Raw genomic sequence first — 21019 nt, 5'->3', positions numbered from 1 at the left:
GCGGTCAGCGCGGCCGCCGCGCGAACGAGAACAACCGCGCCAGCGCGTGCCCGCGCCGTTCGATCCGCGCCCGCAACAGTTCCGCGCCGATCATGCTGTAGGTGATGCCGTTGCCGCCGTAGGCCATGGCGAACAGCACGCGCGGACCGTACTGCGCGTGCGCGCCGAACCAGGGCAGGCCGTCGGCGGTTTCGGCGAAAGTGCCGGCCCAGGCGAAGGCGGGCTGCAACTGGAGGCGCTCGAAGCGCCGCCGCACTTGATCGACCAAGCGGCCGGCGCGCGATTGCACGCGGCGGTCGCGCCGCGCCGGCAGGTCGAGGGCGTCGTCGCAGCCGCCGACCACCAGTCGGCCGTCACCGGTGCTGCGCAGGTACAGGTAAGGGCGCGCGGATTCCCAGACCACGGTTTCGCGCAGCGCTTGCAGCGTTTGCGCGTCGAGCGGATCGGTGACGAAGGCGTAGCTGCTGCGATTGCGCGCCAAGCGTTGCCGCAGCCAGTGTTGTCCGGCGTAACCCGCGGCGACGACGACATAGTCGGCGGTCACGCGCGCGCCATCGGCGGTGCGCAGTTCGACGCCGCGCGCGCCGGCGCGCGCGAGTTCGACGCGCGTGCGGTCGTACACCTGCGCGCCGCGGCGGCGCTGGCGTGCGAGCAGGCGCGAGGTCATGCGGTAAGGATCGACCGAGGCGGCGCAGTCGCTGAGGATGGCGCCGGGCGCGCTGAGGCCGTAATCGTCGGCGAGTTCGCCGCGTTCGAGCCAGCGTACGTCGAGCCCGTGGCGGGAGCGCAGCGCGGCTTCCTCGCGCAGCAGCGGTAGGTGGGCGGCGCGGCTGGCGTAGTACAGGCTGCGTTGGCGGCGGAAGTCCACGTCGCGCAGGTCGGAAGCGACTTCGCCCAGGCGTTTTACCGCTTCGGCACAGGCGCGGTAGGCCAGGGCGGCGTTGCGTTCGCCGTACATGCGGCTCAGGTCGATCAGGTGGGTGTCGATTTCGTATTGCAGCAGGGCCGTGCTTGCGGCGGTGCTGCCCCAGGCTACGTCGCGTTGTTCCAGGACGGCGACTTCGTGGCCGTGCGCGGCGAGTTCGTCGGCGATCAGGGCGCCTGTGATGCCGCCGCCGATTATCGCGACTTCGCAGCGTAGGTTCGATTCCAGGCGGGGGAAGGTGTGCATCAGGCCGTTGCGGATTGCCCAGAATGGATAGCCGCTTTTTAGGTCCATGAGTGCGGTGTTTTGGGGGTTAGGGGGTTAGGGGGTTAGGGGGTTAGGTAACTCGGTGGGGTGTTTGCGTTGGGTGATGTGGGTGCGATGGGGGTGTGGGGTTTGGTTGTCGAAGCGTCATTGAGTGGTGGTTTCAAGTATTGAAGGTGAGGTGCGTTTTTTGGCAGGCACTGTTTTGACTTTGCTGTGGGGCTGCTCTTGTCGGTGTAGCGAGTGAGGACAAGCTCCAATCCAGTGCGTTCCGTCCGCAAGCGGCCGGGTCACTTTCTTTGTCTTGCCAAAGAAAGTAACCAAAGAAAGGCGCTTTCCTTGTTTTCGAATCAAGAGCCACTATGGCTCATAGCGGCGCGGGGCCGCGCCATAAGGGTCATCCATGACCCATGGCGCGCGTGCGCATCCATGCGCACGCCCTTCGGGGCTGTGGGACGTGTGCTTTGGTCGGAGATTCGTCAAGGCGAAAGGCAACGGCAAAATCAAAATGGATTCCGGCTTTCGCCGGAATGACGGGCTGGAGGTCGCGTCCCCACTTTCCGTCATTCCGGCGAAAGCCGGAATCCATTTTGATTTTGCAGATGGTTCTGCATTCAAATATTCTGGAAGGGAATGGATTTCTCTCCCAATCTGCGATGATCGCCCGAGGCGACGATCCGAGCGCTGGAGAACGACTCATGAAGCTGTTGCTGGCCGGTGCCACCGGGTTGGTCGGTAGCCATGTATTGCGATTGGCTCTGGAGGACGCCGCGGTCGAGCGGGTGGTCGCGCCGACGCGCCGTCCGTTGCCGGCGCATCCCAAGCTCGATGCGCCCTTGATCGATTGGGACGCTTTGCCTGCCGATGCGGCGTGGTGGCGGGTGGATGCGGTGGTCTGCGCGCTCGGCACGACCATGCGCACGGCGGGTTCGCGCGAGGCGTTCCGCCAGGTCGATTTCGACTATCCGCTGGCCGTGGCCCGCTTGGCGCGCGACGCTGGCGCGCGGGCCTACGCGCTCAACTCGGCGCTGGGCGCCGACACCGGTTCGCGCATCTTCTACAACCGGGTTAAGGGCGAACTGGAGCTCGCCTTGGCGGACGTGGGTTTCGAGTCGTTGACTTATGTGCGGCCGGGCTTGATCGAAGGCGAGCGCCAGGAATCCAGGCCCAGTGAGGCGGCGGCGACGGTGCTGTTGCGCGCGGTAGGGCCGTTGTTGCCGAAGCGTTGGCGGCTCAATCCCGCGCCGCGCATCGCCCGGGCTTTGCTCGAAGCGGCGCTGCTGGCCTCGCCCGGCGTGCATGCCGTCGGTTCCGAACGCTTGGTTTGAGTGTTAGCCGATCCCGTGAGCGCTCATAAAGCTTCGCGCACCAGGGCGACGAAGTTGCGCACCGGCGCCGAATCCAGTTCGGGCAACTGCGCCAGCGCCAGGCGCGCGATCGGCTGCAAGCCGGCGATGTCGCGATAGACGATGCCGGGCAAGGCGAAGCGGCGCATCGCTTCGGGCACGATCGCCACGCCCAGTTCGGCCGCGACCAAGGCCAGCGACGACGCCAACTGCGGCGCGTGTTGGCCGATGCGCGGCTCGAATCCGGCGCGGCGGCAGGCGCCGAGGATGGCTTCGTGCAGGGTCGGGCCGACGTGGCGCGGGGTCAGGATCAGCGCGTCTTCGCTCAATTCGCTCAGCCGGATCGACTTGCGCCGTCCGTCGCGCACCGCGGCGTGGCTCTGCGGCAGCGCGGCGATCATCGCTTCCTCGAGCAGCGGGTGCAGCAGCACGTCTTCGTTTTCCGAGCCGTCGTGGCGCAGGAAGGCGAGATCGAGGCTGCCGTCGCGCAGCTTGGCCGACAGGTGCGCGCTGTTGTCTTCTTCCAAGGTCAGTTCCACCTGCGGATAGCGGCGGCGGAACTCGCGGATCGCCTGGGTGGTGAGCGGGGTGAGAATCGCCGAGGAGGTGAAGCCCAGCCGCAGCGCGCCGGTTTCGCCGCGCGCGGCGCGCTGCGCCTGACGCACCGCGGCGGCGGCGAGTTCGGGCAGGGCGCGCGCGCGTTCGAGGAAGGCGCGGCCGGCTTCGCTGAGTTCGGCGCCGTGCGGGACGCGGTGGAACAGCCGCGCGCCGATCTCGTTCTCCAGATCGCGGATCTGCTGGCTCAACGGCGGCTGACCGATGCCCAGGCGTTCGGCGGCGCGGGTGAAATTGCCTTCCTCGGCGACGGCGAGGAAATAGCGGATATGGCGCAGTTCCATCGAAGCCTCCCGAAGCTGATATCTGCAAAAGATATGGACGGCAACTGTTTCATATATTGGACGAATGAAGCGGCCGGCGCCATCCTGGCGCCATGAGCACGAACCCCGCCTTGGCCTCCTGTCCCGCCGCGCCGCCGCTCGCCGGCATCGAGCGCGGCACCGCGGCCTATCGCCGCGCCAATTTCGCCTTGTTCCTGGCCGGTTGTTCGACTTTTTCGCTGCTGTACTGCGTGCAGCCGCTGCTGCCGGAGTTCGCCCGCGATTTCGGCCTGAGCCCGGCCAACAGCTCGCTGGCGCTGTCCTTGAGCACCGCGGCGCTGGCGCTGGCGATCTTCGCCGCCGGCGCGCTGTCGCAGCAGGTCGCGCGGCGGCGTCTGATGTTCGTCTCGATGGCCTTGGCCGCGGCCTGCAACGTGCTCGCCGCCGTCGCGCCGAGCTGGCCGCTGCTGTTGCTCGCGCGCTTGGCCGAGGGCGCGATGCTCGGCGGCGTGCCGGCGGTGGCGATGGCGTATCTGGCCGAAGAGATGGACGCGCGCCATCTGAGCAGCGCGATGGGCTTGTACGTCGCCGGCACCGCGTTCGGCGGGATGATGGGCCGCGTCGGCATGGGCGCGCTGGTCGAACTCGGCGACTGGCGCGCGGCGATGGCGATCATCGGCGGCATCGGCTTGGCCGCGGCGTTCGGGTTCGCCGCCTTGTTGCCGCCGTCGCGGCGGTTCGTGCCGCAGCGCGGGTTCGTACTGCAGCGGCATCTGCGCGCCTGGGGCGGACATTTGCGCCATCCCGGGCTGCTGCGCCTGTTCGCACTCGGCTTCGTACTGGCCTGCGTGTTCGTCGCTTTGTTCAATTATGTCGGTTTCCGTCTCGCCGGCGCGCCTTATCGCTTGGGGCCGGGCAAGATCAGCCTGATCTTCCTGGCCTACGTGTTCGGCATGTTCTCCTCGCCGCTGGCCGGGCGTTTGGCCGATCGCTTCGGCGGACGCTGGCCTCTGCTTGCGGGCATAGCGCTGATGATGGCCGGCGCGTTGACTACGCTGGGGTCGTCGTTGGTTGCGATCGTCGCCGGCATCAGTTTGTTGACCTTCGGCTTCTTCGTCGGCCACAGCGTCGCCAGCGCCTGGGTCGGGCGATTGGCGGGCGGCGATAAGAGCCACGCGTCCTCGCTGTATCTGCTGTTCTACTACTTCGGCTCCAGCATGGCCGGCCCGCTCGGCGGTTGGGCGTGGCAGCACGGCGGCTGGGGCGGCGAAGTGTCGTTGACCGCGAGCCTGGCCGCGGCGGGTATCGTGTTGGCCTTGCAGGTCGAAGGCCGGGGAGCGGCGCGTGGCGGATAAGCAGGAACTGTTGCTGTTGCCGGGATTGTTGTGCGACGAGCGGCTGTGGCGCGATCAGGCGCGCGATCTGGCGGACGTCGCCGCGATCCGCATCGCCGATCTCACCCAAGACGACAGCGTCGCGGACATGGCCGCGCGGGCGTTGGCCGCCGCGCCGCCGCGGTTCGCGCTGGCGGGCCTGTCGATGGGCGGCTATGTCGCGTTCGAGATGTTGCGCCAGCAGCCCGAGCGGGTGAGCAAGCTGGCGTTGTTCGACACCACGGCTGCGCCGGATTCGCCGCTGCGGGCGATGCAGCGGCGCGCCGGCCTGCGTTCGCTCGACCGCGGCCGTTTCGCCGGCGTGACCCAGCAACTGCTGCCGACGTTGGTCCATCGCCGACACGTGGACGGCCCCGTCGGCGCCGAGGTGCGGGCGATGGCGCAGCGGGTCGGCGCGCAAGCGTACCGGCGCCAGCAGACCGCGATTCTGCAGCGGCCGGATTCGCGCCCGCTGCTCGCTTCGATTGCCGCGCCGACCTTGATCGCGGTCGGCGAGGACGACCAACTCACGCCGCCGGCCGCGGCCGAAGAGATGCACCGCGGCATCGCCGGTTCGGTGCTCGAACGCATCGCCGGCTGCGGACATTTGCCGACGATGGAAACGCCCGCGATCGCGACCGAACTGCTGCGGCGTTGGTTGGCAGGGTGACTCGGTCGCCTCTTGGAGTCTGGAAATGAAGCATTTGACCGCAAGCGAACTCGCGGCGTTGGCGCGGCTCAACCGGGCGCGCGCCGACGGCGGCGCCGACGCCGCCGAATGGGAAGCGCACTTCGCTGCCGCGTATTCGGCCGACCGGCGATTGGCGGTCTACGGCACCTTGGCGCCGGGACAGCCGAACCATCATCACCTCAGCGATCTGGCCGGTCGCTGGATCGCGGGCGGCGCCGTCACCGGCACGCTCGAACAGATCGGTTGGGGCGCGGACCTGGGCTATCCCGCGCTGCGCTGGTCGGCGGACGGCGGCGAAGTGGCGGTGCAGTTGTTCGCGTCCGACGAACTGCCGGCGCATTGGCCGCGGCTGGACGAGTTCGAGGGCGAGCAGTATCTGCGCATCCTGGTGCCGGTGCGCTTCGCCGACGGGCGGATCGAAGTGGCGAATCTTTACGCGGCGCATCCGGCGGCGGAGTAGGCCGCATCGCCGGCATCGACATCGTCGCATCCATCGACGGCCGGTCTTGCTGGTCGCGATAGTGCGGGCTGAGGTCGCCTTTACCGGCCAAGCCCGGTGTCGGGTTCAGAGTCCAGGCACTGGCGCGCAACGATCTCGATAATAGAAAGCGTCGCTGTCGATCGCTCGGCCATCGGAGGCAAGCCGTTCGCCGATCCGTCGCGGCGCGTAGGAACGCAACGCAGTCCGCGTCCGCGATCATGCGCGACTTGTGCCGGATTTCACGATGCCCGCGTGGGCCACGTCTATTCGATCTGTGTCGCGTGATCCGGTTCTTTCTCGCGGCTGGGTTTCCTGGGCTGCGAAGAAATCACTTCCAGCAGCTTCAGCAATTGCAGTTTCCCCGGCCCGCTGAGTTCGCGGAACAGGTTCAACAGCCTGGATTCCAACGAATTCTTCGCGGCGAACGAATCGCTCGGCGGCGCAGCGGGCGCCGCGCCGTCGGCGGCGTCGACGGCCATGCGGCCGCGTCCGGTCGCCAGCCATTCGTGACTGACGGCGCAAGTCACAGCGATTTTTCCGAGGTTTTCCGAAGAAGGGAACGAGCCGTTGCGGCTTTCCCATTGCGCTACGGCGCTGCGGCCGACGCCGACCGTCAGGCCGAGTTCGGTTTGCGACAAGCCGGCGCTGCGCCGAGCCATGCGGATTCGGTCGTAAATCATCACTGCATCCTTGCGGCGAAAGTAAAAGCGATTCTGTCGGTATCCGCCCGTGTCCTATCTCGCGATGGCCGGGCGATTAAAAGTCAGGCGATGCTAATGGACCAAAGCGTTCGATACCGTTACGTCCGTAGGGTTTGCAGCAACTAAGCGAACGATCACATATCCGCGCGCCGGTCGATTTTGTAGCGAGCGACTGACGCCCCAGGATGCGTTTCGCGCATGCGGCGAGCGCCGCGCGATTTGTCGATTCCCTCTGTACAGTCGCGCCGCTTCGGCGCGCGGCGTGGGCGCTTGACCGTCGCGGTTGGCGCCGTGTCTACTCGCCCGCGCACCGAGCCGAGCACTTGGCTTGGGGGGAAGAAATTCCGATTTCTTCGGTGCTTTTCGCGCTTCCGGCTTTCCGCGCTTCTTATGAGTTCTCGCCATCTCTTAATAAGGCCGACGCCACTCGGTCGGGCTGGCGGGCGCCTGCATGCGTGAAGACACGGAAGCGGCTGCGGCTCTTAGCGCGCGAACGCGGCCGAAACCGGCTCGGCGTTCGCCGCGGCGAGCCGGAACGATTCGCCACAGATAGCGCTTGGTGGTTCCAGCCACGCGGGGTAGGACGCCGCGTGATCTCAGGCATATAAGGAGATTCGCCATGATCTACACCGGCAGTAGCATTACCGACGATTGCTATTTCGAGGCGGAACAAATACGCAGGCTCGACCCGTTGAACGCGGACGGCTTGCTGGCCTTGGTCCCGAAGATCAACGAGCGGTGCGACACCGCCAGTTTGACGGGATTGCTGCAGACGCTGACGGAAAAGGCCGAGGCCGCGACGCTCGACAGCCCGCACGCGGCGCTGGCGACGATGCGCGACATCGGCCTGGTGCTGGGTTCGCTGAAACGGCATTCCGTGGAGCCCGTCAGCGTCGTGCCGCAGGTGGTTCCCGTGTTGAACGAGCTCGGGCGCATCACCAATATGATTCCGCGCGACACGGTCCATCACTACACGTCGTGGAATCCGGACGGGCCGCGCCGGCGCATGTATGTCGGCGACGTTCAGGAGCGTTGCCTGCAAGATGCGGTCACCCATGTCGTGCCGAGCCTGAACGCATCGCTCGCCGCGCTCGACGCGCTCAGCGAAATGAGCCTGCGCGACGATCGCTGCCCCGAGATGATCGAGTACCTGCACATCACCAGCAACGCGATGGTGGAGTCCATCGATTCGGTGATGAAGACGGTATCGCCGATCTTCTTCGCCCAGATCATGCGGCCGTACTTCGACGAGGTCCTCATCGAAGGAAAATCCTATTTGGGCCCGGCCGCGGCGCAGGCGCCGTTGTGGCTGATCGACATCTGCGTCTGGGCGTCCGACCGCAACCGCAACGAGTACGAACAGTTCTTGCTTCATTCGCTGCAGTACAGCTTGCCGTCCTGGCGCGAGTTCCATGCCCGGCACTGCAACAAGCCGTCGCTGGTGACGCGGACGGTCAACGAGATCGAGCGCGCGGGCCCGCCGAGCGAGGGACTGAGCCGCACGGCGAGCAACCTGACCGAACTGCTGAAGCTGCTCAAGACCTTCCGCGGGCGCCACATCGGCATGGCCGCGCGGGCGTACGCCGACGGCGTCGCGCTGTTCGAGCACGGCAGCGGCGGCGCGCCCGTGGCCTTGCTGCGGCAGATCCTCGATCTGACCCGCGAGAACGAGAGCGTATTGAAGGAAAGCCTGCAGCGCTCGCAACACCAGACCGGTTACCGCCACGCGCCGGCGCCGCGCGTTTTGGAAACCGAGACCGCGTACACCTGACCTCGCCGCGCCGGGCGCACCCGCCCGGCGCGCGGGAGATCGGACCGTCGAGCTTTCGCGTCATCGAATCGATAAGGAATGGGCTATGAAAATCGCTGTTGTCGGCATCGGCTGCCGGTTCCCCGGCGCGCAAGGACCGGATGAGTTCTGGCAGCTTCTCCGGGAGGGAAAGGACATGACGCGGGAGGTTCCGGCCGACCGCTTCAACGTGGAGGCGGTCTACGCGCCCGAGTCCGGAACGCCCGGCAAGACCGCGAGCCGCAAGGGCGCGTTCATCGATCAGATCGACAAGTTCGATGCCGAGTTCTTCCAGGTCTCGGCCAAGGAAGCGGCGAAGATGGACCCGCAGCAGCGTTTGCTGCTGATGAGCGCGTGGGACGCATTGGAAGACGCCGGCCAGCCGCCGAGCCGGGTGGCGGGCAGCCGCACCAGCGTGTTCGTCGGGATGATGAACGCGGATTACTGGGATCTGCAGCACCGCAACGGCATCGCCGACATGGACCTGTATTCCTTCACCGGAATGCACCAGCGCAGCCTCGCGTCCGGCCGGCTTTCGTATGCGTTCGATCTGCGTGGGCCGAGCGTGACCATCGACGCGGCCTGCGCCTCGTCGCTGGTCGCCATCCATCTGGCGTGCAAGAGCCTGCGCTCCGGCGAATCGACGATGGCGCTGGCCTGCGGCGTGAACCTCGTGCTGACGCCGCACGAGAACGTCATGTACTCGCAGGTCGGCATGATGGCGCCGGACGGGCGCTGCAAGTTCGGCGACGCCTCGGCCAACGGCTTCGTGCGCGCGGAAGGCATCGGCGTGCTGGTGCTCAAGCCGCTGGAGCGCGCGTTAGCCGACGGCGACCGGGTCCGCGCGGTGATCCTCGGCAGCGCGGTGAGCAACGACGGCCGCAGCAAGGACACGTTGACCGCGCCGTCGGTGGTGGGCCAGGAAGCGGCGATCCGCTGGGCGTACGAGGACGCGGGCATCGCGGCCGCCGAGGTCGATTACGTCGAGGCGCACGGCACCGGCACCCGTATCGATCTGGTCGAACTCAACGCGCTGAGCGCGATTCTGGCGCCCAACCGGCCGGCCGACCGGCCGTGCATCGTCGGTTCGGTCAAGACCAATATCGGCCATGCCGAGGGCGCCGCGGGCGTGGCTGGGGTGATCAAGACGGTGCTTTGCCTGCAGAACGGCGAGGTTCCGCCCAATCTGCATTTCGACACGCCGCATCCCAAGCTCGATTGGGACGCCATGCCCCTGCTGATTCCGACCCGTGCGCATGCGCTGGGCAGCGCGGACAAGCGCGCGATCGCGTCGGTCAGCGGCCAAGGCATTTCGTCGACCAACGCCTGCATCGTGTTGACCCAGGCCGATCCGGTCGCGCAACACACATCGGCGGAAGCCGGGCGGCCGCACGCGGTGACGTTGTCGGCGCCGAATCCGGCCGGGCTCGACGCCGTTTGCCGCTCGTTCCTCGCGAGTTTGGAAGACGGCGAAGCGGGGAAGCGCCACTCCTTGCGCGACATCGCCTACACCACGACCCAGCGGCGCGCGCAGCACGCCAGCCGGGTGGCGTTCGTCGCCGCTTCGCACGACGAGTTGGCCTTGTCGCTGCGCCGCCACCTCGCCGGCGGGACCAGCGGCAGCTTCGGTCACGGCGCGGCGGACGACGAGGCCGGTGCGGACGCGCTGCGGCGCCGGTTGCAGCAGATCGCCGATGCGTACATGGCCGGGAACGAGGTCGATTGGTCCGATGCCGCCGAATCCGGCGGCCGGCTGGTGGATTTGCCGTCCTACCCATGGCAGCTCGATCGCCATTGGCTGGATGTGAGCCGGCTGGAAACCAACCGGTCCGCGGCTTAGGTCGACCGGTTTCGCGAAGACGCCGCCAATGACAACGACAACAACGGGAAAGCAGATGGACATTCTGATTGCCGGAGCGGGAATCGGCGGACTGGCCGCCGCGCTGAGCTTGCATGCGGCCGGCTTCCGCTCGATCCGGGTGCTGGAATCGGCCGCGCAGATCGATCCCTTGGGCGTGGGCCTCAACCTGCTGCCCAACGCGTGCAGGGAACTGCAAGAATTGGGCGTATTGGACGAACTCATCGCGGGTTCGATTCAGACCCGCGAGCTGGTGTTCTGCAACTGGCACGGCAATCGGGTCTGGCAGGAACCTCGCGGGCGCTTCGCCGGGCACGGCTGGCCGCAGCTGTCGATCCACCGCGGTTTTCTGCAGAAGGTGCTCGCGGCGGAAGTGCGCAAGCGCCTGGGCGAGGACGCGATCGCGACCGATTCGCGGGTGAAGGGTTTTCTCGTCAAAGCGGACGGCCGGGTCGAGGCGGAGGTCGAGCACCGCGTGGCCGGGCGGCAAGAACGGTTGACGGCCGACGTGTTGGTCGGCGCCGACGGAATCCGTTCCGCGGTGCGCGCGCAGTTGTACCCGGAAGAGGGCGCGACCTGCTGGAACGGCTTGATGATGTGGCGCGGCACGGCCTGGGCCAAGCCGTATCTCTCCGGCGCCAGCATGCTGGTGTCCGGCGATGTCGACGGCAGATGGCTGGTGCTGTATCCCATCGCGCCCAATCCCGACGGCGGCGAGGAGATCCTGATCAACTGGATCACCACCCGGCCGATTCCCGGCGCGGGCAACCGGCACAACGGCGATTGGCGCCATTCGGTGGACAAGCAGGAAGTGTTCGATCACTTCGGCGACTGGCGCCTGGACGATGTCGATGTTCAGGGCATTCTGCGCTCGGCCGCGCAGGCGCACGCCTATCCCATGCTCGACCGCGACGCCTTGCCGCGCTGGAGCTTCGGGCCGGTGACCTTGCTCGGCGACTCGGCGCATCCGATGTATCCGATGGGTTCCAACGGCGCGACCCAGGCCATCGTCGACGGCCGCTCGCTGGCCTATCACCTGGCGCACGGCGCCGATATCAGGCAAGCCCTGATCGCGTACGAAGAGGAACGCAGGCCGGTCACCACGGAAATGCAGTTCCGCAACCGGCAGCAGGGGCCGGAGGTGATGATCACGATGGCCAATCAACGCGCGCCGGCGGGATTTTCCAATATCGACGACGTGATCAAGCCCGACGAGCTCGCGGCCATCGCCTCGCGGTATGCGCAGGCGGCGGGGTTCGATCCGGCGATGCTGAGGAATCGGCGGTCGTACGATGTAGCGTCTTAGCTCGGCAGCGCGGCGTTCGATCCGGCTCGCCTTGCGACGCGTTGCGGATCGGCGATGCCGAAGAACGCAGCGGACCCGAGGCCGGAAAACCCCGGCCGCACGAAAACGCCGGCGCATGGCCGGCGTTTTCGTTGCGGCGATGGCCCGCGCTCAATGCTTCAAAGCGTGCTTGCGCTGGCTCATCTCGCGATGGCTCTGGCGGACCTGCGGCAACAGCCGCTCGACCGCGGCCCGCGCCGACGGCGCGACGTTGGGATCGTCGTGGACGTCGTTGAACGCCTTCAGCAGCCGGTCCTCGGACTCTTCCAGTTCGGCCACGTAGCCATAGCGGGTGTCGCCCAGCGTGGCGCGCACGCGGCCGTAGACCTCCTGCATCGAGCCGACGAAGGTGCCCCCGGACGCCGGCTTGCCGCCGCCGGCGGCGACTTCGGCGCTGAGCTGCTCGACGATCGCGCCCTTGGCGGTGGACATGCGCAAGAACGCGCCGGCCAGTTCGGTGTCGCCGACCTTCTTCGCCGCCTCGGCGTAGAAATGCTCGCCGTCGCGGGCGATCTGGATCAGATCGTTGAGGCTGTGTTCGGTCTTCTTGTCGGTCATGTGCGTCGTCTCCTGCGGGCTTGGAAGCATCGCGATGCGCGTTGCACCGCTTGCGCACCACTATGCGGCGGGCCGCCATTAAACAGCCGTGACCCGCGGGTGACGCCTTAGGCGCGCGTATCGCGCGAGCGTCACCGCTCGCTAACGTTGCCTTGACTGCGCGTCGACATCGTCACGGTCGCGTCGCTGCTCAAAACGGTTTCGGCGGCGTTTGCATGAGTTTGCGTCGTCGCGCATCGACGGCGACGGGGCTGGCAGTGTTCGCGCCGGCCGCGCATAAGACCGTCGAGCGGCCGCTCGGGCTGGAAGCGGACGCTTTACCGCAGAAGACCGACGCTCAGCGCCATCGACACGGGAGCCGCACGCTCCGATCGGCTTGGCGGACGGGTGCCGCCGCGTCGCCTTGAGCGCGCGGCCCGATGCGGGCTCTATTGCGATCCGTTCTCATTTGCTAAGATGCCCCGCATCAGCCGCTGCGCCTGCAGTCAGCCAATCGTTTCCACTGGGCCGACTCTCGTGTACGCAGAAGGATCTCTGCGCGCTTTCGCGCGCTCACCGCTTTCCCTTTCCCTCGCTTTCGTCCTGGCGCTGCCGTGCGCGGCGTTGGCGGCCGAACCCGCGGACGCAGGCGACGCGCAGACCTTGGACACCGTCCGGGTCAACGCCTACCGCACCACCACCCATTCCCAGGGCGCGACCAAGACCGACGCGCCGATCGCCCAGACTCCGCAGTCGATCGCGGTGATCGCGCGCGAGGAACTCGACGCGCGCGGCGTGCAGAACCTCAACGACGCCATGCGCTACGTCGCCGGCGTGTCGCTGGAAAGCAGCGGCATCGACAACCGCGTCGACGATTTCCGCATCCGCGGCTACGACGCCGGCAGTTGGAGCAACAACGTCACCCTCGACGGCCTGCGCGCGCCGCAGGGCGGGCAGTGGAACCGCACCATGTTCGACACCTGGAATCTGGAGCGGGTCGAAGTGCTCAAGGGGCCGTCGGCGGTGATGTACGGGCAGGTCGCGCCCGGCGGCATGGTCAATCAGGTCAGCAAGACGCCGACGCCGGACCAGCAGCAGGTGCTGCAACTCGGCCTGGACGGCCACGGCCAGTACAGCGCCGCGTTCGACGTCGGCGCCGGCAGCGGCGACGACGCGCACCTGGTGCGTCTGGTCGGCCTGTACCGCGACGGCGACACCCAGATCGAGCGCACCGAACAGAAGCACTGGTTCCTGGCGCCGAGCTACACCTGGCAGATCGCCGAACGCACGCGCCTGACCTTGCTCGGCCTGTATCAAAAGGACGACGGCGGCTCGACCTATCAGTTCCTGCCGATGGACGGCACCTTGCGGCCGACCCGCTACGGTCGGATGAAGAACACCACCTTCATCGGCGAGCCGAGCTGGAACACCTACGACCGCACGATCTGGACCGCGGGCTGGCTGCTGGAACACGGCTTCAACGAGAACTGGACGCTGAGCCAGAGCGCGCGGCGCACGCACGTGGATTCGCTGTATCGCGGCGTCATCACGCTGGGCGCGCTGAGCGCCGACGGCCGCACCCAAAACCGCCGCGCCACCTACGGCGACGGCGATTCCGACGGCGACACCATCGACACCCGCCTCCAGGGCCAGTTCGTCACCGGCGCGGTCGCGCACACGTTGCTGTTCGGCGTGGACTGGCAGAAGGCGGACTGGGTCGGCGGCCGCGGCGCGATGAGCAATCCGGCGCCGATCGACATCTTCCACCCGGTTTACACCGGCTACACCCCGGTGGTGCGCTCGGTCGGCCTGTCGCGCGGCACCAATGAGCAAACCGGCGTCTATCTGCAGGACCAGCTCGCGTTCGGCAACTGGCGCGTGCTGCTCGGCGGGCGCTACGACCGCACCGACGACGACACCTCCACCGCGACCCGCACGGTCGCCACCGGCGCGGTCACGCCGTGGGTGCGCACGCGCCTGAAGAACGACGCTTTCACCGGCCGCGCCGGCGTGCTGTACGCGGCGCCCGGCGGCTGGTCGCCGTACCTGAGCTACGCCGAATCGTTCCAGCCGGCGACCACCGACATCAATCAGAGCTACGCGCGCACGCCGTTCGATCCGATCACCGGCAAGCAGTGGGAGGGCGGGGTGAAGTTCCAGCCGTCGAGCTTCGACGGACTGATCACGCTGTCGGCCTACGACCTGCGCCAAGAGAACATCCTCGTCGACGATCCCGACCCGACCCACGTCAACTGCGGCGCCAGCGGCGCGCTGCGTTGTCAGGCGCAAAGCGGCGAAGGCCGCGTGCGCGGCCTGGAACTGGAAGCGCGCGTGACGCCGCTGGAAGGCTTCAGCGTGATCGGCGCGGCCTCGCGCATGGATTCGGAAGTGACCCGCGGCGCGCCGGAACTGCGCGGCAAGCAATTGGCGCAGGTGCCGGAGTGGACCGCGACCGCGTGGCTGGACTACACCTTCCACCAAGGCGCGCTGGAAGGCCTCGGCTTGGCGGCGGGCGTGCGCTACAACGGCGAGAGCTACGGCGACAGCGCCAACCTCTACCGGATTCCGTCCTACACCGTGTTCGACGCGGCGATCCGCTATCGCGTGGACACCGGCAACGGCCCGGCGACGCAGTTCTCGCTCAACGTCGGCAACCTCGGCGACAAGACCTACATCTCCACCTGCGGCAGCGTCGCCTCGTGTTACTACGGCACCGGTCGCACCGTAGTCGCGAGCGTGCGGCTGAGCTGGTGATGAGCCAAGCGGCTTTGGTCTCCCCCTGTAGGAGCGGCGTAAGCCGCGACCCCGGAGGCGAAGATCGCGCCGGACGCTTCGTTTCGCGGCGGATGGGCGTGTCGGTTGCAGGTGGGTCCTCGTTCGTTGCGAGGGCCGCGTCGCGGCTTGCGCCGCTCCTACAGGGGGTGGCCGTGGCGTTCGTGGGGATGGGGTGGTGCGCGCCCGCGGTCGCGCAGCCGGATCCGAACCAACGCATCGGCGTCACCGTCGCCGATGCGCCTTCGCCGGACTATCGATTCGAGCGCTTCGTGGTCGCTTCCGACGATGGACTGCGGCAGTGGCGGGTCAATCTGGGCATCCCGCGCCAGCGCGCTCCGCGCGGCGGATTCGCGGCCTTGTACATGCTCGACGGCAACGCCGCGTTGATGGAATTCGACGCGGCGGCGCTGGCGACATTGGCGCAAGGCCGGCCGCCGGTGCTGGTGTTCGTCGGTTACGACAACGATCTGCGCATCGACGGCGCGCAACGCACCGGCGATTACACGCCCAGCGCGGTCGACGACGGGTTGGGGCAGGGCGTTCGCGGCGGTGGCGCGGCGAGGTTCGGCGAGGCGCTGATCGGGACAATCCAGCCCGAGGCGCGCCGCCGCGCGCGCATCGACCGCTCGCGCGAGGCGCTGTGGGGACATTCGCTCGGCGGGCTGTTCGTGCTGAATCTGCTCTACACCCGTGGCGATGCGTTCGCTCGCTGGTTCCCCGCGAGCCCGTCGCTGTGGTGGGATCGCGGCGCGATCCTCGGCGAGCCCGAGCGGCGTTTTCTCGCGCGCCAACTGGCGCGTCCGGCGAGCGTGACCATCGCCCAAGGCGAGCGCGAACGCGCGCCGCGCGAAGGGGCGCGCGAGGCCGCCGATCCGCGCGCGGCCGCGCATCGGGCGCGGATCGGCGTGGTGCCGGCCGATGCCGCGCGCCGGCTCGCCGAGCGCTTGCGGGCCATGCCCGGCTTGAGCGTGTGTTATCGCGAATTCCCCGGACTCGGCCACGGTCCGATGCTGCGCGCCTCGCTGCTGGCCGCCGCGCAAACGATGGCCGACGAGGCGGCCCCGCCCTGCGAGGCGGCGCCGGAACGCTGAAAACGCATCGGTTTGGTCGTCGAAGCGCCGCGAATGGAACGCAGCATGCGCCGCGGTGACGGCGCGCGGGCGCTTGTTGCCGCAAGGCCGCGGGCATAAGCTCGCCCGGTTCGCAGGCCGGCTGTCCGCGCCTGCCTTTCGGCCGCGCATCGGCCTTCTTACCGGAACCTCCCCCATGCCCCGTCATTCGCTTTCCGTGTTGATCGCCGCCGTGCTCGCCGGCGCGGCCGTGTCGGCCTGTTCGCGTCCGCAGCCCGCCGCCGAACAACCCGCCGCCGCCGCGCCCGCCGCGGCGCCGGCCGAGGCCAAGCCCGCCGACGCCAAGCCGGTGCAGAACGCCGATGTGTTCGCGTTCCGCATCGGCCAGCTCGAAGCCTTCGCGCTCAAGGACGGCGACATCGACGCGCCCAACGACGGCAAGACCTTCGGCGTCGGCCATCCGCCGGCCGATGTCGCCGCGCTGCTGAGCGCCGCCGGCCAGCCCACCGACGTGCTGCACCTGAGCATCCAGCCGCTGCTGGTGCGCGCGGGCGAGCGCACGCTGCTGTTCGACACCGGCGCGGCCGACGCGTCCTTCGCCCGCGCCGGCCGCCTGCCGGCCTCGCTGCGCGCCGCCGGCACCGAGCCGGGGCAGGTCACCGACATCTTCATTTCCCACGGCCATCCCGATCACGTCGGCGGCTTGCTGACCCACGAGGGCGCGCTGGCGTTTCCGAACGCGACCGTGCATCTGAGCGAAGCCGAATGGGCGTCGCTCAAGGCCGATGCCGGCGCCGCCAAGCTGGTTGCCGCGATCGCGCCGAAGGTGCAGACCTTCCAGCCCAACGCCGAACTCGTGCCGGGCGTGGTCGCCGCGGTCGCGGTCGACGGCCACACTCCGGGCCACAGCGCGTACCAGATCGCTTCGGGCGACGAGCGCTTGCTGTATATCGGCGATTCGGCGCATCACTACATCGTCTCGGTGCAGCGCCCGGACTGGACCATCCAGTACGACGGCGACGCGCCCAAGGCCCAGGCCAGCCGCCGTGCCTTGCTCAAGCGCGCCGCCGCCGAGAACCTGCACGTGTACGCCGTGCACTTCCCGTTCCCGGGCCTGGGCCGGATCCAGGCCGAAGGCGAGAACTTCGCGTGGGTGCCCGACCGCTGAGACGGCGGCTGAACGCGCGGCCGCGCCGCGCATCGCCCGCACACACCGGGCGCTGCGCAGCGGCCACACTGTGCGCTGCGTCCGCCGCCTCGCGCGGCGGCGTTCGCCCATCGGCCGCCACCGCGGCAGGAGATCGAAATGTCAGGGATCGGATCGAAGACGCCATTCAAGACGCGCTTGCGCGCCGTCGCGACGGCCTGCGCCGTCGTCGTCGCGTTCGCGTCGCCGCTCTCGTCGTGCGCGACGGCGGGCGGGCAAACTAAGGGGTCGACCCGGGATGAAACTATGAAAACAGGAGTTGCGCAGATGCTGGAAGAAATCTATTCGTCTCGAAAGCCGGTTCGCTTCGAACAGCTCGACGTGAGCGAGATCGTGCTCAAGCACATTCCGCTGGGCACCGATAAGGCCGCGGTGTCGGGGCTGTTCGCGGGCTCGGCCAGTTCCAAGATCGTCGAGGAGCAGGCCGCCACGCTGATCGTGCGCGACAACAAGGGCCAGGCCATGCTCGACCCCGACGCGCGTTCGGTGGTGATGACCTTCTCCTTCGACGCCGCCGGCAAGCTCGCCAAGGTCGCCGCCGTCCACCTCAAGAATCAGTAAGGGAGCGGGCCGCGCATGGACGAGAAAATCGAAGTCGGCTACCGCAACATCGGCTCGGTGGCGGGCAAGGACTACCACCACAAGTTCCTGCTCTACACCGACAAGAACGGCGAGCAGCACACCATCAGCGGTTGGACCGGCGAGGAAAAGCCGGGCTTGCCGTACGGGCGGATGCACGTGGAGAGCAATCTGCCCTACGACAGCACCAATCCCGACCATCCCGACAACCTCAACGCCAAGGGCCAGAAGCAGTACCGCGAGGAGATCGCCACCGGCGCGGACCTGTCCAAGACCTGGGACAAGATGGTCGCCGACGCGCAGAGCAAGAGCGACAAATATCCCTACGACCCGCAGGTGCAGAACTCCAACACCCTGGCCGACAGCGTGCTGCGCGACGCCAAGCTCAAGGAGCCCAGCCAGGACGGTTTCTTCGGCCATTGGGCGCCGGCCTCGGGCCGCGCGCTGGACGAATCGATCAAGCCGAGCGAGCCGGGCCTGGGCAATTCCGGCCGCACCTTCAGCACCAGCGACGCCAAGCCCGATCCGCAGCGCGAAGGCCAGTTGCGCGGCGACCCGATGTTCCAGCAGGCGCTCGCCGGCTTGGACAAGCTCGGCCCGGACGCGGGCGTGTACGACAACCAGCAGGACAAGGAGCGCATCGCCGGGGCGCTGGCGGTGCAAGCGCGGCAGGCCAAGCTGCCGGAGATCCAGGACGTGGCGCCGAGCCAGACCAACAACAACGTGTTCGCGGTGTGGAAGAACCCGGGCAACGAAGGCGACATCAAATACGCTCCGGTCGATAAGACCGAAGCGGCGAAGCAGCCGCTGGCGGACAATCTGCACAAGCTCGAGGCCTTGGGCCAGCAGCAACAGCAGGAACAGCGTCAGCCGCAGCAAGAACAGCAGCAGACGATGACGCAAGGCGGCCAGGGCGGGCAAAGCGCGCCCAGCCATGGAGCGCTCAAGCTGAGTTGATCGTGCGCAGGCGCCGCGAGGCGCGTGACGAAGAATGGCGTCGGAGCTTCATGCTCCGGCGCCATTTTTTTTTATCGCCGCACGAAGACGCGATGGCGCGCGCCTCGGGCGGCTGAGCGGGGCGCGTTTGGCCGGCGAGCGCGGCAAAGCGGGCTAGATCCGTTTGAGGCCGTTGCGGGAACGCAGGTCTTCGATGCTGTCCGGCGTCAGCCACAACAGCGTGTTGAGGTAGTCGTCCAGGCAATCGATCAAGGCTTGCCGCGGCCCGAGCTTCCACGCGTCGGAGCCGTAGAACGCGTCCTGCTGCGCGGTCAATTCGTCGCGGTCGGCGTAGGCGCGGATCAGGTGGAAGCTCTCGTGCTCGTGATCGCTGCGGCCGAACGCGACCACGTCCATGCCGCTGGCGCGCACCATCGGCAGCGCGGCCGCCATTGCCGCGACGAAACGCTCGCCATGGCCGGGTTTGAGCTTGTAAGTGCGGACTTCGACGAGTCGGGCGGCGCGGTCGGTCATGAGCGGTTCTCGTGGGGCGAGGATGCGCGGCGGGCAAGCGCGGCCCGGCGTTCGGCGGAGGAACTATACGCCGCGATCGGCCGGCGGCCCGACCCGCCGTCCATCCCAGGGCCGCGTGCGCGGTGCCCTCGGCGGCCGGACGGCGCGGATCGCGAACGCATGCGCCCGCCTCGGCGATCTCCGCCGCGTCGGCGCAATTACGATCCCGCTCACAGTTCATCTTCGCCGCGCTGCGCGCTATCGCAAGCTCGTGACATTTTCGTGCGCGGCGATGTTTCATGCGCTGCGATGGCCGCGTTGTATCGTGCGCCGGCGGCATTAGCGCCGCGCACATGTCGAAGGAGAGTTCGATGCACCGCATCAAGCTGATCGCGTTGGGCGTCCTGCTGGCCGCATCCGCCAGCACCGGCGCCGCCACTCAATCGCAGGGTTGCTTCTGCTCGACCATCTACTACAACGACGCCGGCGACGTGGTCGGCGTGCGCCAGCCCGCCAGCTGCGGCGACCCGGGCTACGGCGATGTGACCAAGAAGTACAAGGTGGTCGCCGGCTGCGTCATGTAAGCCGCGCATTCGCATCGCCACCGACGCAGCCGCCCGGACGTTCCGGGCGGCTGCTTTGTTTTCGGCGCGGAACTCGCCGCGTCGCTGCCGCGGCGCGGCGTCATTGGTACAGCGCCACCGATTGCCGGCCCGCCAGCACGCGCCGCCCCGATTCGTCCCAGATCTCCATGTCCTGCACCGAATACCCGTGCGCGGCGTGCTGGCTGAAAGAGCGCAGCAGGAACCAGCCGCGGCCGGCGGGCGGATCGAACAACTCGAAGCTCCACGCGATCGAGCTGACCGGCGCCATTTCGGTGAAGCTGGCCAAGGCCGCGGGCGGCAGCGCGTCGGCGAGGGCGACCAGGGCGACCGCCGGCGCGACGCCGTTGTCGTCCAGGTGGCGCACCCAGGCGATGAATTCCGGATTCGCCGCGCCCGACGCCGGCGCCGAGCCGCCGGCCATGCGCACATCGAAGTTGCCGAGAAAGCGCGGCGCCAGTTCGTGCGTCGGCAGGCGCGGACAGTCGGCGGCGGGCGGCGCTGGCGGGCGTTGCGAGAAATCGTGGGCGATGCGGCTGGCGCGCGCCGCGGCGAACACGAACAGCGCGCGCAGTGCGGGTTCGCCGTCGCTGCTGGCCTCGACGTCCACCGACAGCGAGGATTTGCCTTCGCGCAACACCCGCGGCTGGAACCGCAGCGCGCCGGACGCCGGGCCGACGAAGGCGACCTGCGCGGCGCGCAACGGCGGCGCGCCGGCGGGCGCTGCGCGGATCGCCGCCTGCAGCGCCAGCGCCGCGGTCAGCCCGCCGTAGACGGTGCGGCCCTGGAACCAATGCGCCGGCGGCAGAATTTCGGCGGCCGGGTCGAATCCTTCGATCAGTTCGGCGAACGATGGCATCGGGCGGAGCTCCAAGCGGTTCGTGGGCGCGCGGCGGGCGAGGGCGCTCGATGCGCGAGCGCGGCGCGGCCGGTGGGGCCAGCATATCGCCGCCGGCGCCGCGCCGGCCATGCGGCCCGGCACAGATGGCGGAATTCGGATTCGCGCCGATGCGGCGCGTGCGCCGCAGGCACGAGGAACCTTGCCGCGTGGCACATCATCGCCCGTCGCATCGAAGGCGATGCGCCGCCCATCTGCATCGAAACGGCCGACGCGCAACGGCGCCGCGCGGCCGATACGCCGTCGCCGGA

Annotated in this window: 19 protein-coding genes; 13 read left to right on the top strand and 6 right to left on the bottom strand. The window is 68.2% G+C overall.

All coding sequences use genetic code 11. The annotated features are described in order from the left end of the window. Positions 1-4 precede the first annotated feature (4 nt). Positions 5-1219, bottom strand: coding sequence for an FAD-dependent oxidoreductase (locus J5226_RS17585; RefSeq protein ID WP_215835721.1), 1215 nt, complete (start codon positions 1217-1219; stop codon positions 5-7). A 668-nt stretch (positions 1220-1887) separates the two neighbouring features. Between J5226_RS17585 and J5226_RS17580 the strand changes: the two genes are divergently transcribed. Then, positions 1888-2517, top strand: coding sequence for an NAD-dependent epimerase/dehydratase family protein (locus J5226_RS17580; RefSeq protein WP_215840480.1), 630 nt, complete (start codon positions 1888-1890; stop codon positions 2515-2517). A gap of 23 nt (positions 2518-2540) precedes the next feature. Here J5226_RS17580 and J5226_RS17575 read toward each other — a convergent pair whose 3' ends face one another. Further along, complete coding sequence (locus tag J5226_RS17575) at positions 2541-3434, bottom strand: LysR family transcriptional regulator (protein WP_215835720.1); 894 nt, start codon at positions 3432-3434, stop codon at positions 2541-2543. Between the two features lie 92 nt (positions 3435-3526). Between J5226_RS17575 and J5226_RS17570 the strand changes: the two genes are divergently transcribed. Genes J5226_RS17570 through J5226_RS17560 form a run of 3 tightly spaced genes read left to right on the top strand, consistent with a single transcriptional unit; the run spans position 3527 to position 5937 of the window. Then, complete coding sequence (locus tag J5226_RS17570) at positions 3527-4768, top strand: MFS transporter (protein ID WP_215835719.1); 1242 nt, start codon at positions 3527-3529, stop codon at positions 4766-4768. Next, on the top strand, positions 4758-5456 hold the full coding sequence (locus J5226_RS17565; RefSeq protein WP_215835718.1) for an alpha/beta fold hydrolase: 699 nt from the start codon (positions 4758-4760) through the stop codon (positions 5454-5456). Before J5226_RS17570 ends, J5226_RS17565 begins: the two co-directional genes overlap by 11 nt. A 25-nt stretch (positions 5457-5481) precedes the next feature. Continuing rightward, positions 5482-5937, top strand: coding sequence for a gamma-glutamylcyclotransferase (locus tag J5226_RS17560; protein ID WP_215835717.1), 456 nt, complete (start codon positions 5482-5484; stop codon positions 5935-5937). 284 nt (positions 5938-6221) lie between these two features. Here J5226_RS17560 and J5226_RS17555 read toward each other — a convergent pair whose 3' ends face one another. Beyond that, positions 6222-6638 (bottom strand): helix-turn-helix transcriptional regulator, encoded by a 417-nt coding sequence (locus J5226_RS17555; RefSeq protein ID WP_215835716.1) that lies wholly within the window; start codon positions 6636-6638, stop codon positions 6222-6224. Positions 6639-7218: 580 nt separating this feature from the next. Here J5226_RS17555 and J5226_RS17550 point away from each other — a divergent pair. From J5226_RS17550 to J5226_RS17540, 3 genes are all read left to right on the top strand, one after another. Next, positions 7219-8430 carry a monodechloroaminopyrrolnitrin synthase PrnB family protein gene (locus J5226_RS17550; RefSeq protein ID WP_255323126.1) on the top strand — a complete coding sequence of 404 codons (1212 nt, stop codon included), beginning with the start codon at positions 7219-7221 and terminating at the stop codon, positions 8428-8430. A gap of 85 nt (positions 8431-8515) precedes the next feature. Next, the gene (locus J5226_RS17545) at positions 8516-10288 is read left to right on the top strand and encodes a polyketide synthase (RefSeq protein WP_215835714.1); all 1773 of its coding nucleotides are present in this window, start codon (positions 8516-8518) and stop codon (positions 10286-10288) included. Positions 10289-10343: 55 nt separating this feature from the next. Continuing rightward, positions 10344-11612 carry a flavin-dependent oxidoreductase gene (locus J5226_RS17540; RefSeq protein WP_215835713.1) on the top strand — a complete coding sequence of 423 codons (1269 nt, stop codon included), beginning with the start codon at positions 10344-10346 and terminating at the stop codon, positions 11610-11612. Positions 11613-11762: 150 nt separating this feature from the next. Here the strand turns inward: J5226_RS17540 and J5226_RS17535 are convergent, their stop codons facing one another. Beyond that, positions 11763-12209 (bottom strand): PA2169 family four-helix-bundle protein, encoded by a 447-nt coding sequence (locus J5226_RS17535; protein ID WP_215835712.1) that lies wholly within the window; start codon positions 12207-12209, stop codon positions 11763-11765. Between the two features lie 603 nt (positions 12210-12812). On the opposite strand from J5226_RS17535, the gene J5226_RS17530 reads away from it, so the two are divergent. The 5 genes from J5226_RS17530 (at position 12813) to J5226_RS17510 (ending at position 18776) form a co-directional block, all read left to right on the top strand. Further along, a complete protein-coding gene (locus J5226_RS17530; RefSeq protein ID WP_255322835.1) occupies positions 12813-14942 on the top strand; it encodes a TonB-dependent siderophore receptor in 2130 nt (709 codons plus the stop codon). Next, positions 14942-16054, top strand: coding sequence for an alpha/beta hydrolase-fold protein (locus tag J5226_RS17525; RefSeq protein WP_255322834.1), 1113 nt, complete (start codon positions 14942-14944; stop codon positions 16052-16054). Before J5226_RS17530 ends, J5226_RS17525 begins: the two co-directional genes overlap by 1 nt. A gap of 175 nt (positions 16055-16229) precedes the next feature. Beyond that, complete coding sequence (locus J5226_RS17520) at positions 16230-17201, top strand: MBL fold metallo-hydrolase (RefSeq protein WP_215835710.1); 972 nt, start codon at positions 16230-16232, stop codon at positions 17199-17201. A gap of 285 nt (positions 17202-17486) precedes the next feature. Beyond that, positions 17487-17801: a DUF6393 family protein gene (locus J5226_RS17515; RefSeq protein ID WP_255322833.1), complete on the top strand. Its 315-nt coding sequence runs from the start codon at positions 17487-17489 to the stop codon at positions 17799-17801. Between the two features lie 15 nt (positions 17802-17816). After that, positions 17817-18776 (top strand): XVIPCD domain-containing protein, encoded by a 960-nt coding sequence (locus J5226_RS17510; RefSeq protein WP_255322832.1) that lies wholly within the window; start codon positions 17817-17819, stop codon positions 18774-18776. A gap of 153 nt (positions 18777-18929) precedes the next feature. On the opposite strand, the gene J5226_RS17505 is transcribed toward J5226_RS17510, so the two are convergent. Continuing rightward, complete coding sequence (locus J5226_RS17505) at positions 18930-19289, bottom strand: NIPSNAP family protein (protein WP_215835709.1); 360 nt, start codon at positions 19287-19289, stop codon at positions 18930-18932. Between the two features lie 350 nt (positions 19290-19639). Between J5226_RS17505 and J5226_RS17500 the strand changes: the two genes are divergently transcribed. Next, the gene (locus J5226_RS17500; RefSeq protein WP_215835708.1) at positions 19640-19852 is read left to right on the top strand and encodes a DUF6289 family protein; all 213 of its coding nucleotides are present in this window, start codon (positions 19640-19642) and stop codon (positions 19850-19852) included. Positions 19853-19952: 100 nt separating this feature from the next. Here J5226_RS17500 and J5226_RS17495 read toward each other — a convergent pair whose 3' ends face one another. Beyond that, on the bottom strand, positions 19953-20729 hold the full coding sequence (locus J5226_RS17495; RefSeq protein ID WP_215835707.1) for a thioesterase family protein: 777 nt from the start codon (positions 20727-20729) through the stop codon (positions 19953-19955). Positions 20730-21019 lie beyond the last annotated feature (290 nt).

The sequence above is a fragment of the Lysobacter sp. K5869 genome (genome assembly GCF_018847975.1).
Lineage (GTDB): Bacteria > Pseudomonadota > Gammaproteobacteria > Xanthomonadales > Xanthomonadaceae > Lysobacter.
Note: the sequence above shows the minus strand (reverse complement) of the source record. Positions and strands in the feature narration are given on the sequence as shown.

What these genes read in the sequence shown, in the direction of transcription:
- J5226_RS17525 (WP_255322834.1), top strand. Translation starts at nt 14,942, where the DNA reads ATGAGCCAAGCGGCTTTGGTCTCCCCCTGTAGGAGCGGCGTAAGCCGC.
- J5226_RS17505 (WP_215835709.1), bottom strand. Translation starts at nt 19,289, where the DNA reads ATGACCGACCGCGCCGCCCGACTCGTCGAAGTCCGCACTTACAAGCTC.
- J5226_RS17495 (WP_215835707.1), bottom strand. Translation starts at nt 20,729, where the DNA reads ATGCCATCGTTCGCCGAACTGATCGAAGGATTCGACCCGGCCGCCGAA.
- J5226_RS17540 (WP_215835713.1), top strand. Translation starts at nt 10,344, where the DNA reads ATGGACATTCTGATTGCCGGAGCGGGAATCGGCGGACTGGCCGCCGCG.
- J5226_RS17555 (WP_215835716.1), bottom strand. Translation starts at nt 6,638, where the DNA reads ATGATTTACGACCGAATCCGCATGGCTCGGCGCAGCGCCGGCTTGTCG.
- J5226_RS17520 (WP_215835710.1), top strand. Translation starts at nt 16,230, where the DNA reads ATGCCCCGTCATTCGCTTTCCGTGTTGATCGCCGCCGTGCTCGCCGGC.
- J5226_RS17580 (WP_215840480.1), top strand. Translation starts at nt 1,888, where the DNA reads ATGAAGCTGTTGCTGGCCGGTGCCACCGGGTTGGTCGGTAGCCATGTA.
- J5226_RS17545 (WP_215835714.1), top strand. Translation starts at nt 8,516, where the DNA reads ATGAAAATCGCTGTTGTCGGCATCGGCTGCCGGTTCCCCGGCGCGCAA.
- J5226_RS17515 (WP_255322833.1), top strand. Translation starts at nt 17,487, where the DNA reads ATGAAAACAGGAGTTGCGCAGATGCTGGAAGAAATCTATTCGTCTCGA.
- J5226_RS17510 (WP_255322832.1), top strand. Translation starts at nt 17,817, where the DNA reads ATGGACGAGAAAATCGAAGTCGGCTACCGCAACATCGGCTCGGTGGCG.
- J5226_RS17575 (WP_215835720.1), bottom strand. Translation starts at nt 3,434, where the DNA reads ATGGAACTGCGCCATATCCGCTATTTCCTCGCCGTCGCCGAGGAAGGC.
- J5226_RS17500 (WP_215835708.1), top strand. Translation starts at nt 19,640, where the DNA reads ATGCACCGCATCAAGCTGATCGCGTTGGGCGTCCTGCTGGCCGCATCC.
- J5226_RS17535 (WP_215835712.1), bottom strand. Translation starts at nt 12,209, where the DNA reads ATGACCGACAAGAAGACCGAACACAGCCTCAACGATCTGATCCAGATC.
- J5226_RS17560 (WP_215835717.1), top strand. Translation starts at nt 5,482, where the DNA reads ATGAAGCATTTGACCGCAAGCGAACTCGCGGCGTTGGCGCGGCTCAAC.
- J5226_RS17570 (WP_215835719.1), top strand. Translation starts at nt 3,527, where the DNA reads ATGAGCACGAACCCCGCCTTGGCCTCCTGTCCCGCCGCGCCGCCGCTC.
- J5226_RS17585 (WP_215835721.1), bottom strand. Translation starts at nt 1,219, where the DNA reads ATGGACCTAAAAAGCGGCTATCCATTCTGGGCAATCCGCAACGGCCTG.